Source organism: Thiospirillum jenense (genome assembly GCF_014145225.1).
In the GTDB taxonomy this organism is placed as follows: domain Bacteria; phylum Pseudomonadota; class Gammaproteobacteria; order Chromatiales; family Chromatiaceae; genus Thiospirillum; species Thiospirillum jenense.
The window spans coordinates 1-15,173 of sequence record NZ_JABVCQ010000028.1 but is presented as its reverse complement, the minus strand read 5'-3'; the positions used below and the strand labels follow the sequence as shown (position 1 = coordinate 15,173).

Genomic DNA, 15,173 nt, shown 5'->3' with positions numbered 1-15,173 from the left:
ATTATGAGTAATACAACGAGCTTGCGGTCCGCGTCACTTGTTGCGGCATTGATCCGCAAGCTCACCTGCATTAGACATTCATTACTCGTCAATCATTACTGCGCTGTCGCCTGACACGCAGTACGCGCCGCATCGGATAAACCAAGATACACTTCAACTCGCCGATTACGGCTGCGCCCAGCGGCAGTTTGATTAGTCGCCAATGGTCTTTTTGAACCCATACCAACTGCTGTTAATTGCATTGGATTAACGCCATGTGCAGTAAATGCCGCCAATACCGCTTCTGCTCGCGCTTGCGATAATGATTGATTAAAAACAGGATCACCCAGACTATCAGTATGCCCCTCGATTTGAATAATGATTTCGGGATGCTGCGCTAATAACACACTAATACGTTCTAATTTGGGCATGGCAACTGCCATCAATTCGGCTGAACTTTTAGCAAATTGCAATTCAGCATTGAGGTCTGTCAACAATAAACCACGTTGCGTTTGTTCAACAGCCAGATCAGCGATGAGATCAGTAACATGACACACCGGCGCCGAAGTCGCTTCTGATGACGCGGATTCTGACGGCAAAGCGGTGGAAGTAGTCTTATCTACCACTGTTGCAGACGCGCTACCAATTGCAGCAGTTTGAGTGGGCGCCGCCGCGTCAATCGCAGCTTGATCCGATGGTGCCGCTGCTGATTGTTTTAATTGCGCCAATTGCGCTTGAACGGTTGCTAACTCCATTAACTGTGCTGTGTATTGCTGCGCCAATGCCTCGCGGATGTGACGTGCATGTTCCAATTCTTGAATTAAGGTTGCTTGCTGATTTTTATTCTCAGTGAATTGCGTTTTTAATGCGGAGTGATCTTGCAGCATCGACTCAAATTGCGTTTTTAATGTCGCATAATCACGCACGGCTGACTCTGCCCGCTGTTGTTCACTGACTAATTGCTGCTGCACTGCCGCGAATTGTTCAATCTGTTGATTAAGTTGTGCTTTCGTCAGTTCAAGTTGCGCTTTCAAATCCACCAATTGCGTACTTGATGGCGCTTGTTTTAATTGTTCAGTTAATTCAATAATTCGCTGCTCTGCGTCTGCCAATTTACTCGCTTGTTGCTCATCACGTTGCAGTTGCGCCGTCAATTCAACAATCCGTTTTTCAGCACTGGTTAATTGACTTGACCGCTCTTGTTCGTGTTTCAATTGCACTGTTAATTCGGCAATCTGTTTTTCAGCAGCGATTAATTTATCATTCGAGTTATCATTTTGCTGATGATCTTTTGCATGTTTATCATGCGTTTTAGCAGCTTCAGTCGTTGCAGTTTTTTGACTCGCCTGTATTGCCTGATAACGTTCATTCAATGCAGCATAGCGTTGCTCTAAATCCTCTAATGCTTTGCGCGTATTAGTCAAAGTTTGTTTAATTGGATCCTCGTCTAATAACACCCCCGCCAAGCGGGCCGCCTTAATGACATCAGCATCTTTGGGAATAATGGCAGATAAGGTCACGCGCTCATTTAAATGCTTTTCTAATGCTGCAATGCGCGCTTTATGTTCAGTTGCCGCTGCCAGCATTGCTTTTTGCACACCCGCAAGATTTTCTTCTAATCGCAGTACAGTATTTTTGGCTTCATCATGTCGGGTTAATAATTGTTGGTATTGTTCCTGTACCTGTTTTAATTCCGTTTGTGTTTGTTGTAACTGTTTTTGCGCCGCCGTTTGAGTTTGAGTCAATTGCTGATCACGCGCCGCCAATTGCTGGTTTAATTCGGTTTGAATATGGGATGCTTCACTACGTTCAGCGTTTAATGCGGTTTCCAGTTGCTGTACTTGTGTTTGCAAACCATCGCGCTCATTATTGAATTGTGAGCGTTCACGATTCAATTGTTGTAATTGCTGTGTTTGTTCAGCGAGCTGAGTGGTTTGTATTGCAAGTGTTTTATGCAAATGCTGCGCATAAAAATAAAATGCGCCACCGGTCGCGCAGAGTGCAAGTGGAAAAAACCAAAATAAAACTTTGCTGAAAGCAGATTTGAATCCGGGCATGGTCTTCATCTCCAATAGATAGACGTATTAATAAAAAAACGTATTCACTAATACCGTTTGCACGAGATAAACATCATGCAAATAGTTAAGAAAATACACACAAGGGCACAAATAACTCGTCACGACTTAATCCGCCATGCACCCCAATTTGAGTAAAAGGCTGTTCGGTCAATAATCGGTCACGAATCACTGCCCGCCCTTGTCCTAATAATAGATAATCGCCAATGCGGTGAATTAGTTCAGGATGTGCAGCCCCCATGCCAAACCAGCCATTTTCAATTAATTCTGCGCTACGATAAAGCGTGAATTGCTCGCCCAATACATCGTGGCAATAATTAACAAAGGTGTCAACATAATTAGGGCGGACATAGCAAAACGCGGCACGCGGTTCACCACATAACGGCATCTGTAAGCAATTCATAAGTACTGGGTGATCACTTAATTGCACTTCATCTGCTAGAGTGGAATCAATTTGACCATGATCGGCAGTGACCAATAACACGCTGTCAGTGCCGGCCAGTTGTTTTATTAAGCGGGTGATTTCGCTTTCTAATTCGCCTAAATGCGCAATTGACGCCGCGCTATTGATGCCATGATGATGACCAACGCTATCTAATCGTGACCAATAGGCGTAAATATAACTGGGCGCGGGCAAGGTGTGTACCGCCTGTTGGATGTGAGAAAATAAATCTTGTAAACTATTATAGGCGATTAACTCGGCGCAGCCGCGATGAGTTTGATTAAACGGTGAATAGGCAATTTCGCGTGGGGAGATCACCGCTGTAGCGCAGGGAAGGCGATTAAACACGGGCGGTTGGTGAAATAACTTGCTTAAATCAACGCCGGCACGTTGATAATCAACGCCACCATAACGCGGTTGTCCTGGCAATACACGCATAATACAGCCTAATTCGCGTAGCCAAGTGAACCAGCCGGTAATCGCGTGTTGTTGCGGGGCGACGCCGGTTAAAAAAGTAGTGATGGCGGCGGCAGTGGTCGTGGGAAATACCGAGGTTAATGATCCAATACAATGCCGATTAAGAATACCCGCAGGAGAATGACGTTGCAGCCAATCATAGCCTAATCCATCTATGACCAACAGAACTAAATGATGGGTATTATTTAATTGGTTTGCGGATAATAAGTCAGGATCAGGTACACTGGTGCTACCACCGCGGGCGCGTTGAATAGCCGCCATAAGATTGACTAGACTGCCGTCGTGATAATTCGGTAATATCATGTTGAATTGACGTGAGTTTGTCCGCGTATGATGCGGTGATTAATGGGAGTTGTATTTGTCAAGTTGCCCCGCCGGCGCTGTATGTGTAAGCAGTTTATTGTATAATGCCGACAGCGTACAATTGCAATTTTGACGACGCAATGATGACTAATCATACGGCATTTTTTCAATCACAGACACAGGGGCATTGAACAATGGCTGATTTATTTGCCACGTTATGGCAGACGCTCAATAGCGGTTTGCCAATTCTGCTATTACATTTTGTGACAACGCTTGTTTTATTGGCGCTGGGCGCTGCTTTGTATATGGTGATTACACCATTTAATGAACGTGAATTGATTGCGCAGGGGAATATCGCGGCCGGCTTGGCATTGAGCGGCGCATTGGTGTCCATTACTATTCCATTGGCAGCGACGTTGGCGACCAATCATATTTGGCTGGATATTATGCTGTGGGGCATCATTGCGATTTTGGTGCAGTTATTGACCGTGACTATTGCGACCGTGTTATTTCGTGGGTTTCGCAGCGCAATTGAACAGGGCAATATTGCCATTGCTGCGGTATTAGTCGGGGTGCAACTAGCGATTGCATTACTCAACGCTGGGGCGATGGTTGGGTAGGGTTGAATCATTGAACTTTGCCCTCATATTCATTTGCTGTAATGCTTAAGTTAAACTGTTTCATTTGAATTGATAGGACACAAACTGATGTTTAGTTTTATTCGCAATTTCGTCGGGGTTAAAACCGATCAAACCATGCAGGCGGGATTAGAAGCGTTGGTACGCTGGGATCCGCAGGGCGCGACGGCGGCTGAATTACGGTCAATGGAAGAGCATTTAGATGAATTGGGTTTGGAAGTGGCTCGCGCCCGCGCTACCTATGAACGTGAAAAGAAAGAGGCGGATGCGATTAGATTGTTATTGAATCAACGCATGGCCGCGGCTGAATTATTACAAATCCAATTGGCGAGTGAAGTGGATTTCACCCGTAAAGCGCAATTGGAAAGGAGTTTAACTACGTTATTAGACATGTTGGAGCAAATGACGCCCGAGGTTGAACGTGAATCAAGTGAGGCAGAGGATGCGCAATCATTTTTAATGATGTTGGAACAAACCTATGCGGATGCGGGCGGCAAGTTGCGGGCAGCGCGGGCGCAGTTGGAACAGGCGGAACGTGATATGCGGCGGGCGGAACAGCAGCGTGAGGTGGCGGAACGGCAGGCGGAGGCGGCGCGGCGGGCGGCTGGATTAAGTAGCACTACCAGTAGTTTGAACGTGGCGCTCAAGGCGATGCAGGATGCGGCGGCGACGGATTTGGCGAAGGCGCAGGCGGCGGCGGCGAAGGCGAAATTGTTAGCGCCTACGCGGCCTGAGCAGGATGATCCGAACATTGCGGCGGCGTTGGCGGCGGCGAGTGGGCAGCGGTTGCCGGGCAGTCAGTCCGCTACTGAACGCTTGGCACGGTTGAAATCGCAGCAGCGGTGAGTGCATATCGTTAAACATGGGGTAGTGCATTAATTGATAGGGATTTAGAAGTTTTAATCTCCCAGATTTTAAGGTTTTTAAACTTAAAATATCCTGTCGAAAAATGCTCTACCAAATGGTAGCTCAAGAACACATTGTAATAAAATCAAAAGCTCGCTGAGAGAATCTATATTTAGGTATTAGCTGATGTTTTTTCTAAATACAAAGTCAATAACATCACTTTTCGTTATGCTTGCTTTAGTGGGGTGTGCAACCCAGCAAATGTCAATTGCGCAACATGGAGAATTTGAGAACCTTGAAGCCGATCTTTGCAAAAGTATTGCAATAAAAACTCAGTCAGATTTAATAATAATTGACATGTACACTAAGTTTTGTAGTAATAAACCTTCACATACCAATCCTGATTGCTCAAAAATGATGAATCAAATTGAAATTTTCGTTAATAATAATGGATTAAAACCATATAACAACTGTATTAAAAAAGGCTTTCCCATACTGGAAAAAACCAAAATAAAAGAGTTAGACGATATTGTAAAAGATTTACATGCTACTTTACCAACTATACTCAGAAAAATTGCTACCACGGAAGAAAACCTAGTAAAATCAAAGCAACCGACAAAGACCCCGCCAGAAAATGTAGCAACATCGCAACTGTCATCGAAAGAAACTACGTCATCATCTCCGACTACATCCTATCTAAAATCAACTGTCAGTAGTAAGAAAACTATTCCTCAAATCGAAAATGATTCTGGTATTTATATCGGACCGCGAGGGGGCATTTACCACTATAGCGCTAGCGGTAGAAAAGTGTATAATTCTTCCAAACGTAGGCACTAACTCTATTGATGTTTTTTGAATACACGTTGTTTCGTAAAATCAGGTTAGAATTACTTAGCTTTAGAAAACATTACCCATTTCCTCAAATGGCAGGAGCAGGACTATTAAATTCTTATTAATTGATAACCAACACGGACTTTATCATCGTTCCTGCGCAACCGCAGGACTGTTAAGTTCTTCAGTTAAGACAGCTGTCATTCCCGCGTATGCAGGAATGACGATGGTGTTGAAAATGATTGTCAGTTAATAAGAACTTAACAGCCCTGCCCGGGAAACCAGAATGCGACGGTTGCAGGTATACCGTCGGGTTGGGAATGACGAGGAATGTAGATTTGATCGTCAAATTTAACAGCCCCGATCCTCAGTTGGTAATAACCAATGCCTCATGCCGCCGTTGACGCCCATTTCATGGCACACGCCATCCAACTCGCCGAATTGGGACGCTATACCACCGCGCCCAACCCGTGCGTCGGCTGCGTGTTGGTGCAGGGCGAGCGCGTCATCGGCACGGGCTACCACCGCCGCGCTGGCGAACCGCACGCCGAACGCTTGGCGCTGGCGGCTGCCGAAGCGGCGGGTGAAAATCCTGCTAGATCAACCGCTTACGTCACGCTCGAACCCTGCTGTCATCACGGCCGCACCCCGCCCTGCACCGACGCCCTGATCGCCGCCGCTGTCCGCCGCGTCGTCGTGGCAATGCCCGACCCCAACCCGCTGGTCGCCGGCCGCGGCATCGCCCAGTTGCGCCACGCGGGCATCGCCGTCACCGTCGGCGTACTCGACCGCGCCGCGCAACTGCTCAACCTCGGCTTTTGCAAGCGCATGACCAGCGGTATGCCGTTCGTCAAATGCAAATTAGCGGCCAGTTTGGACGGGCGCACCGCGCTGGCGAGCGGCGAAAGTTGCTGGATCACGGGCGAAGCGGCGCGGCGCGATGTGCAACGGTGGCGGGCGCGGTCGGCGGCAATTATGACCGGCGTGGGGACGGTGTTAATTGATAATCCCGCGCTGACGGTGCGTATCAATCCCGAAACCGGAATTGAATTGACCGATCTACATCAATGGCCGCAACCGTTGCGCGTGATTACCGATAGTCAATTGCGCACCCCACCGACGGCGCAGTTATTACACTTGCCGGGAAAAACGTTAATTGCCACTGGCGCAGATGTTAATAATGAACGGGCGGCGGCGTTAATTGCGGCTGGCGCAGAATTGTTCGCCTGTGAATTAAACACCGACGGACGAATTGAATTAACGGCGCTCGTGCGTGAATTGGCAACGCGGGGTTGTAATGAAGTGTTATTAGAAACCGGCGCGACTTTAGCAGGCGCGGCAATGCAGGCGGGGTTAATTGATGAATTGATTATCTATTTAGCGCCGCATTTGCTCGGGGATAGCGGCCGTGGGTTATTTACATTGCTGGGTATTGACCGAATGAATCAACGCATTGAATTGGAATGGCAAGACGTGCGGCAGGTGGGAAATGATTTGCGATTAACCCTGCGGCCAATCAACGCGGCATAACCAATTAGACAGAATTGATTTATCAACATCAACTGCACTGTCACAAACAAAAAAATCCCCCGCGCTCGACTAATCAGCGCGGGGGTATTTTTATCAGCACAACTTACCAAGTTTGATTAAACCCAATCAAGTGACGCGATTAAACGCACCCAGTGGGTTTCGGTAAACCGCCCCACTTACAAATCAGTTTCATTGGTCCTTTTTTGAAAATATCGTATAAATCTTTAGTTGACACGCCCTGCTTTTTGGCAAAAATCCGAATGGGTGGCACCACTCCGTTTTCATCATACATCGCCCGCGCAGACCGAATAAAATCTAACACCTGATCGGTCATGTCAAACTCATCCGTCTGCGCCAATTCAATTGCCAACGCCTCCGTCCAATCGTCGCGGTTTAATAAAAAACCTTCATTATCTAATGGAACCGTGATCGCCATCGCCGCACCTCATGTTATTTTTAGTGAATCCAATTGCCCAAGCGTGATTGGATAGAAGATGGTGACACAACGCACCATTTTCAATCACGATTGCCGATAAAAATTTGCCGGCAATGCACCGCAATTAAGCTGTCACCCGCCGCCCGCGCTGGCGTTCAATCGCCGCTAATACGCCGTCCCAAAATTGCAGACGTGCTCGAATAGCGGTTGCGGCCGCCGCCGCCGCTTCGCTATAGCGCTGCGCATCATCTTTGCAAAAATGCGCTAATAACTGTAATGACAAGGGACCGTGAAAATCCTCATCTAAATAGATATGGCGATTCAAATAACTATGAAAAATCGGCGCTTGCGTTGGCGTAATTCCCATTGCCGATAGGAATTGACGGAACATGCCGGGAATGACTTGCTCGCGCCCAAAAGCGAGTGCCGCTGCGACACAATGCGGTTGATTAGATTGAATAAACTTAAAAGTGGTTTGCATGAATTGCCGCGACGGCGGTGGCACCATGTCATTCTTTAACGCTAATTCAAGTCCGCGATCCCGCACCTGATTCAGGAATTGAATGGGCATGTCACCATCCGCCCCGACTTCACGCATTGCATCGCAATAAAATTCGAAATGACTGCCATAACGAATACCATGACCATCGCCCAAATCAATTGAATCTGATTCCTCTTCCAATACCAATTGGTTAATAAAAAAGCGAATCGCCGCTTTGCCGCGTGGCTGCCAGGGATATTGAGATGGCGCGAGTTGTTGTTGCAGGTATTTCACTAATGACATAAAATCCCACACTGAAAACACATGATGCGTCATAAAAACTTTTAAGTCGTGTTCATCTTGCAACGCGGCGTACAGCGGATGACAGTTGAGTTCATCACGCAATGGTTGAATGTCAGCAAAATAATCAGTCGTCATAGTGAAATCATCCTGTTTGAATAAAAATAGCGGCGGCAGTGAGTACATTGACAATCATACCGGATTGATCGCGTGATGTTCAATGTGAATTGTCATGTGACTAAAAGTTTTGTCAACGGGATTGAATTAATGGGTGCGCATTCGGTGGCGTTGTCAAATAACACGCTCAATCAATCAATAACTGGAGATGCTGTGATGGGAATAGAGTTGCAACAAGGCGCGAATGCGCTCATATCAGAAAATACCATCACGGTTGGCATTAGTTGGCAGCAACATCAAACGCACGATCTCGATGTGAGTGCTTTTTTAATTAACATGAACGGAGTCGTCAAGAGCAATCAAGATTTCGTGTTTTATAATCAACCCGAGACGCCATGTGGCAGCGTGTCATTAGAAAATAAAACTGAGCATCATTACCGTGTTTTTCGCGTCGCGCTTCAGCATATCCCGAATGATGTAAAAAAAGTTTTATTTAGCGTGACCGTCCAGGACGATCAAGTTTGTTGCAGCATGATGATGCCAATTGTGATTTGTTTATTGGGTGAAAATGAAGAGTTATTACGCTTTGCCGTGCCGCAAGTGGAACAGGAACGGGCATTGATTTTGGCGGAAATGTATCGTTATCAAGGCGGTTGGAAATTGCGCGCTGTGGGTCAGGGTTATGCCGGTGGTTTGGATGCACTTGCCGCATCGTTAGGCGTGACTATTCAATCGCCAATGAAAGAGACTATGAATAATGATGACAAGTCTGTTTATTTAAGTAAACGCCGCACCACTAAACAGATTTGGGAAGAAAAAGTGGTTGAATTGCAGCAGGCGTTAAAGCAGTTTATTCCACAAATCAAAGCCGCTTCTGAGCAACAAGTCAATGAAAGCAATACGCGGATGATTCTTGACCGAATGTTCACCGATTTACTTGGCTATGCCATGACCGACATTAAAACTGAACAGGCGATTCAAGGTCGGCGAGCGGATTATGTATTGCGCGTTGATGACCAAGATTTATTAGTCTGCGAAAGCAAACGGGCGGGATTGCCATTAAAAGATAAGCATGTGTTTCAAGCAACTTCTTATGGTGCTTATTCAGGAATTCGCTGGGCGTTATTAACTAATCTGGTGAGTTGGCGAGTTTATCATATTTCAACGCAGGATATGGTGACAGCCAATTTGGTGTTTGCAATCAATTTATTACCTGAGATGCGTTTGGAGGATTGCGAGCGGTTATTGCTTATTTCCCGTTACGGCATGACACGCAAGGGCTTACTTGCAAAAGTTTGGAATGAAGTCAGCGCGTTGACGCATGAAAATATGATTCGCGCTATTTTGACTGACGATGTGATTAATAAAATACGGTTGGTGATTAAACGCGATACTGGTTGCGGGTTTGATAATGACACGGTGCGACATGTGTTGGAGGACATGTTAATTCATAATTAAACGGCAGGCGGGGTATGTTTATGATAATTAATCCAAGATAACCTGATTCCAATACGGTAATAAATCCGCAAACAACATCGTCATTCCTGCGTGTGCTGAAATCCAGAGACGGTGCATTTTGAATTCCCGCTTTTACGGGAATGACGACTATATTAACTTAAACCCTTAACAACCCTGCTTTTATAATCGGTGGAGATTGATTGTTTATTCCACCGTCACCGATTTAGCTAAATTGCGCGGTTGATCTACGTCCGTGCCTTTTAATACTGCGACGTGATACGCCAGTAATTGTAACGGAATGGTAAAAAAGAGCGGTGCTAATAAATCATCTATTGGCGGCAAGCGCAATAATTGTACATGCGCATCGGCGGTCATGGCCGCATGGTCATCAGTAAAAACGACCAATTGCCCGCCCCGCGCACGCACTTCTTCCAGATTGGATTTCAGTTTTTCTAATAAAGCATTATTCGGAGCAACGGCAATAACCGGCATGTTTTCATCAATTAACGCCAGCGGGCCATGTTTTAATTCACCGGCTGGATACGCTTCGGCGTGAATATAGGAAATCTCTTTTAATTTTAATGCGCCCTCCAATGCAATTGGATACTGCGCCCCGCGACCGAGAAATAGCGCGTGTTGTTTTTCAACAAATTGCGCCGCCAGTGTAGCAATTTGTTCATCGAGTGCCAGCACCTTTTCCAGTTTTTGTGGTGCATTACGCAACAGGGTGACAGCCTGTGTCATAAATGCACTATCCAACCGTCGCTCGTGTCCAAGTGCCAACGTCAGTAGCAATAATGCGACAAGTTGCGTGGTGAAGGCTTTGGTTGACGCGACGCCGATTTCTGGCCCAGCGCGGGTCAGCAGCGCCAAGTCAGACTCCCGCACCAGTGAACTTTCCGCTACGTTGCAAATTGTCAACGTCGCCAAATAACCCGACTGCTTCGCTAACCGCAGCGCCGCGAGGGTGTCTGCCGTTTCGCCCGACTGCGAAATTGTCACAAATAGCGCCGCTGTTGGCACAATTTGTGCACGATAGCGGTACTCGCTGGCGACTTCGACGCGGCATGGCAGCCCGAGTAACCCCTCGATCCAGTGGCGAGCGACGAGGCCGGCGTGGTAGCTGGTGCCGCAGGCGACGATGGTAACTGCTTGAATTTGCGGGAATAATGTGACCGCCTGCGGGCCGAATGCCTCGGGCAATACCTGCGTGGACGTGATGCGTCCCTCCAGCGTGTCGCGCACTGCCTGCGGTTGTTCAAAAATTTCTTTGAGCATGAAGTGGCGATAGTGTCCGCGTTCGGCGGCGTCGGCAGCGACGACGGAGGTGCGTATCGGGCGGGCAACTTCTTGCCCCGTTGTATCCCAAATGCGACAGGTGGTGCAGGTCAATTCGGCTACGTCGCCGTCGTCTAAAAAGATGAAGCGGTTGGTGACGGGCAGGAGTGCGAACACGTCGGAGGCGATAAAATGCTCTTCAAATCCGACACCTATGACCAGCGGGCTGCCATTCCGAGCGGCGACGAGGCGGTCGGGGTGCGCGGTGTCAATCACGCCCAATGCGTAGGCGCCGACCAGTTGTTGGCAGGTGGTGCGTACCGCGTCAGCTAAGTTGTGACCAGCGGCGAGGGCGTCATGTAGCGCGTGTACCACAACTTCGGTGTCGGTTTGCGAAGTGAAGCGGTGGCCGGCGGATAATTGGCTGGCGCGCAACATGTCGTGATTTTCAATAATGCCGTTGTGGACGATGGCGCAGCGACCGCGACATTGGTGCGGATGGGCGTTTTCTGGCGACGGGGCGCCGTGCGTAGCCCAGCGGGTGTGCGCGATGCCGAGGTAGCCGCGCAGTGGGTGATCCGCCAGCGCGGCTTGTAAATTCGCCACCTTGCCCAAGCTGCGTAGGCGATCTAATTGCCCGCTGGCGGCGTCAATGACCGCTAATCCCGCCGAATCATAACCGCGATATTCCAGCCGTTTTAGTCCCGCCATAAGAATGGCTGCCACTGGTCGTTGTGCAATTGCACCGACAATGCCGCACATAATGAAACCTCGCGCAAGTTATTAATGAAACGCAATGGATAGCGGTCGTTTAATACAAATAGCAGGTACAATTTTTAAAACAATCGTTATCATAGTAATGATGCCATATTAAGTCAGAATGGCACAGATGACACAATGAACATGGTGATTTTTTAGCGCGTTGTCATGTCAACTGTATTCAACTCAGTAATTGCTTGAGCGCGAGGCGTTGATGAGGATCATGGTGCGCAGTTAATGCTAAAAACAATTCAGCGGTTAATAACGCATCATTTAACGCATGATGCGCCATTAAACGCGGCAAATTATATCGCGCCGCCAACGCATATAATCGCAAGTCCGCTGCCATATACACAATGTGATGGCGTTCTAATCGCTGCTGTGCTAATAACTGGGTGTCAATAATAAAAGGTAACGGTAGGCGTGCGTGATATAAACGCCGACAGGCGAGGCGTAAAAACTCGCGTTCAATCTCGGCATAATGCGCAATTAACACGCGCCCGGCTAATACCGGTAATAATGCCTCCAGTGCGCTGGTTAATGATTGACCGCGTGCCGCTTGGTCATCGGTAATTTGATGAATCACGGCGCTGGTCGGGGGAATAGCGCGATCAATTTGAATAACGTGGTGTTCGGCACTGGCTAATACAATGCGATTACCGTGAATGATAACCCAACCCATGCTGAGAATTTGATCGTGTTTGGCATTTAATCCCGTTGTTTCAAAATCTAATGCCACATAACCCACATCTTGATAGTCCCAATTGCGTGATGGGCGCGGGGTTTGGCAATATGCTTGTATTAACGGGTGAGTTGGTCGTTGCCACCACCAGTTCATTGCCTTATGCCTTGCATTCTTATTTTAGGGGTAAAATTAAGTAGGGGTAACATTAACCAAACTTACCCGCTTGATACCGCTGCCCCAATGCTTCTTGCAACGTTGCAATTAACGCAAACGCATCTTTCAAATGACCCCGTTCTAATGGCGACAGCGCATCAGGTGATAAAAAGTTATTCACTGGTTGACCATTGCGTAAACATTCGGTTTGATGGCGTACCCGCAATGTGCTAATCAACTCCATTGCATCAATTAAATTAGCTGCGCCATTGTGACTCAAGGCTTGACTACCCGCCACCGCTCGCAGTCGCTCTAATGTATTCACCTCGGGGATGCCGGCCGATAACGCATAGACCCGCGCCATATCAATAATTGGCACAATGCCGCTAAGTTTTAAATCAAACGTATGGTCATGCTCGCCGCCGTGAATTAAAACGAAATTGCGAAAGAAGCCTAATGGCGGGCGGTGTTTAATGGCATTAGCTGCCAAATATGCAATAAATAACCGATTAGTTTGCGTGCTGTGTAAAATCTCGCGTTGTAATGATAGAAACAACTGCGCGGGATCATGCAATGAGCGCAAATCAAAAAATACGCTGGCATTTAATAAGGCTTGCGGTTGCGGGCGTTCAATCCAATCAGTGAAATACCGCCGCCATACTAAACGCGGCTGCCGCCATTCTGGATTAGACGCCATCACATCGCCGGGACAAAACACATATCCACAGGCATTTAATCCTGTTGTAATAAATTGTGCAAATGCGGTGAAATACTCTGCGCATTCTGGCGTGGCGCCATCATCAATTAATAACGCATTATCTTGGTCGGAATGAATGGTCTGTTCACGCCGCGCTTGTGATCCACCGACCAACCAGCAATACGGCACCGGTGGCGTCCCGAGTGTTAATTCCGCTAATTGAATTAACCGCTGGCTAATTGCATCACTGACCGCCGTCATTGCCTGTCCTACTTGATCGCCAGTGGCACCGGCACTCATTAAATGAATTTGCAATGCGGGTAATTGACGACTAATGGCAACCAGCGTGTCAAGTTGCTCGGCTTTATGAATATCACTAACCAAATAAACGGCATTGGTGCTTTGAAAACGCACCAGATCAGACGTTGAAATCACGCCAATGACTTGATTATCATGCAGCACGGGTAAATGATGCACATTTAAGCGCGACATGGTTAATAACGCTTCAAATGCTGGAGTATCGGCCGTTGTGGTGTGTAAATTGATTGTCATCATATCGCGCACCGGGCGTTGGGGTGATAAATCCGCCGCCAAACAGCGGTCGCGCAAATCACGCACGGTAATTAACCCAGCGAGTTGTTCATTGGCTTTATCTTTAATCACTAATGATGAACAACGCCCATCACGCATTAACCGCGCCGCGTCGGCAATTGTGGTGTCGGGGTGGGTATCAATTAAACGCGGGCTCATTAAATCGCGTACCTTGACCGTCATTAAATCGGTATTAGAATGGCTGGTTTTTATTTGCGCAAGTGCTTGCCTCAGGCGTTCGGAAACGGATTGATCGAAATGCGCGGCAAAGGTTGGTGAAAGTGTGCGCAGCCGTTCTAATTCGTGGCAGGGTAATAGATATAAGAGTGTATCTTCGGATGTGATGCCCGTTAATGCTGACTGATTAACCGCATCGGATTGGCACAGCGCGAGGGTGCAATCACCTTCGGCAAGTTTATTAGACAATTCACCCTGTGCGTCGCGTAATTCAATTGCGCCGCGCCGCACGATGTAGCACTGTGGTGCCGGCTCATCATTCGGTGGAAAAGCAGACCCCCGCCGTAAATAGCGCACGATTAATCGTTTAGGTAATTGATCCAGCATTGCACTAGGCAGGCTATTAAATGGCGGGTGTTGAGAGAGAAAATCGCGGATTTCGACTAATTCGATGTCCATTATTTAACACCTCTCTGTTGAATGCCAAACGAATTTAATACAGCGAACTTAAGCAAGCGCACGTTGCCGCGCTACCGCATAGGAGCAATTCACTTGTTTTATAGTCGATCCATAATAATTTGCTTGCAGTAGCGCAAGCGTAATCAAGGGATTATGCGCTATTTTAGTGGTCATTTTATGTTGGATTGACTATAATACAACGCTTACTTAAATCAGCAACGGTTTACAATCAAGTGATCTTGAATTAACTATAGCATTACAAGCAAATAGCTGCTATCATCAAATTTCACGCATGTTCATCGAGCGGTTAAACTGCTGGTGAGGAATGGTGGGCAAGGGTTGCGTTGAAAAATCAGTGGTTTGAAAGGTGCAATCAATGCTATTTGGCTGAAAATGAATTGCTAAACAGAGTGGAGCGTTATCAATGAAGCACGCATTTATCATCTTGGCGACTGTACTAT

At 47.4% G+C, this 15,173-nt stretch carries 13 protein-coding genes; 5 read left to right on the top strand and 8 right to left on the bottom strand.

What is annotated here, in order from left to right; genetic code table 11:
* Nucleotides 1-95: 95 nt before the first annotated feature.
* Both HUK38_RS11655 and HUK38_RS11650 read right to left on the bottom strand, forming a co-directional pair.
* Nucleotides 96-2,036: an OmpA family protein gene (locus HUK38_RS11655; protein ID WP_182584505.1), complete on the bottom strand. Its 1,941-nt coding sequence runs from the start codon at nucleotides 2,034-2,036 to the stop codon at nucleotides 96-98.
* Nucleotides 2,037-2,121: 85 nt separating this feature from the next.
* The gene (locus HUK38_RS11650; RefSeq protein ID WP_182584504.1) at nucleotides 2,122-3,276 is read right to left on the bottom strand and encodes an alkaline phosphatase family protein; all 1,155 of its coding nucleotides are present in this window, start codon (nucleotides 3,274-3,276) and stop codon (nucleotides 2,122-2,124) included.
* 194 nt (nucleotides 3,277-3,470) lie between these two features.
* On the opposite strand from HUK38_RS11650, the gene HUK38_RS11645 reads away from it, so the two are divergent.
* From HUK38_RS11645 to ribD, 4 genes are all read left to right on the top strand, one after another.
* Complete coding sequence (locus HUK38_RS11645) at nucleotides 3,471-3,896, top strand: DUF350 domain-containing protein (RefSeq protein WP_182584503.1); 426 nt, start codon at nucleotides 3,471-3,473, stop codon at nucleotides 3,894-3,896.
* 87 nt (nucleotides 3,897-3,983) lie between these two features.
* Nucleotides 3,984-4,760 (top strand): hypothetical protein, encoded by a 777-nt coding sequence (locus HUK38_RS11640; protein ID WP_182584502.1) that lies wholly within the window; start codon nucleotides 3,984-3,986, stop codon nucleotides 4,758-4,760.
* Between the two features lie 186 nt (nucleotides 4,761-4,946).
* Complete coding sequence (locus HUK38_RS11635) at nucleotides 4,947-5,597, top strand: hypothetical protein (RefSeq protein WP_182584501.1); 651 nt, start codon at nucleotides 4,947-4,949, stop codon at nucleotides 5,595-5,597.
* A 378-nt stretch (nucleotides 5,598-5,975) separates the two neighbouring features.
* Nucleotides 5,976-7,121, top strand: a complete 1,146-nt coding sequence (gene ribD, locus HUK38_RS11630) for a bifunctional diaminohydroxyphosphoribosylaminopyrimidine deaminase/5-amino-6-(5-phosphoribosylamino)uracil reductase RibD (RefSeq protein ID WP_238787622.1) — start codon at nucleotides 5,976-5,978, stop codon at nucleotides 7,119-7,121.
* A 139-nt stretch (nucleotides 7,122-7,260) separates the two neighbouring features.
* Here ribD and HUK38_RS11625 read toward each other — a convergent pair whose 3' ends face one another.
* Together HUK38_RS11625 and HUK38_RS11620 are read right to left on the bottom strand one after the other, a co-directional pair.
* Nucleotides 7,261-7,557 carry a TusE/DsrC/DsvC family sulfur relay protein gene (locus HUK38_RS11625; RefSeq protein ID WP_182584500.1) on the bottom strand — a complete coding sequence of 99 codons (297 nt, stop codon included), beginning with the start codon at nucleotides 7,555-7,557 and terminating at the stop codon, nucleotides 7,261-7,263.
* A 124-nt stretch (nucleotides 7,558-7,681) separates the two neighbouring features.
* Nucleotides 7,682-8,524, bottom strand: a complete 843-nt coding sequence (locus tag HUK38_RS11620) for a DUF3050 domain-containing protein (RefSeq protein WP_338065413.1) — start codon at nucleotides 8,522-8,524, stop codon at nucleotides 7,682-7,684.
* Between the two features lie 27 nt (nucleotides 8,525-8,551).
* Here HUK38_RS11620 and HUK38_RS11615 point away from each other — a divergent pair, with 27 nt between their 5' ends.
* A complete protein-coding gene (locus tag HUK38_RS11615; RefSeq protein WP_238787624.1) occupies nucleotides 8,552-9,913 on the top strand; it encodes a TerD family protein in 1,362 nt (453 codons plus the stop codon).
* 204 nt (nucleotides 9,914-10,117) lie between these two features.
* Here HUK38_RS11615 and glmS read toward each other — a convergent pair whose 3' ends face one another.
* The 4 genes from glmS to HUK38_RS15195 all read right to left on the bottom strand — a co-directional run.
* Nucleotides 10,118-11,953, bottom strand: coding sequence for a glutamine--fructose-6-phosphate transaminase (isomerizing) (gene glmS, locus HUK38_RS11610; protein WP_182584499.1), 1,836 nt, complete (start codon nucleotides 11,951-11,953; stop codon nucleotides 10,118-10,120).
* 178 nt (nucleotides 11,954-12,131) lie between these two features.
* Nucleotides 12,132-12,788, bottom strand: a complete 657-nt coding sequence (locus HUK38_RS11605) for a 3'-5' exonuclease (RefSeq protein WP_182584498.1) — start codon at nucleotides 12,786-12,788, stop codon at nucleotides 12,132-12,134.
* A 52-nt stretch (nucleotides 12,789-12,840) separates the two neighbouring features.
* On the bottom strand, nucleotides 12,841-14,712 hold the full coding sequence (locus tag HUK38_RS11600; protein ID WP_182584497.1) for a putative nucleotidyltransferase substrate binding domain-containing protein: 1,872 nt from the start codon (nucleotides 14,710-14,712) through the stop codon (nucleotides 12,841-12,843).
* A gap of 279 nt (nucleotides 14,713-14,991) precedes the next feature.
* The coding region (locus HUK38_RS15195; RefSeq protein ID WP_238787621.1) for a hypothetical protein at nucleotides 14,992-15,173 on the bottom strand (182 nt) is incomplete at its 5' end.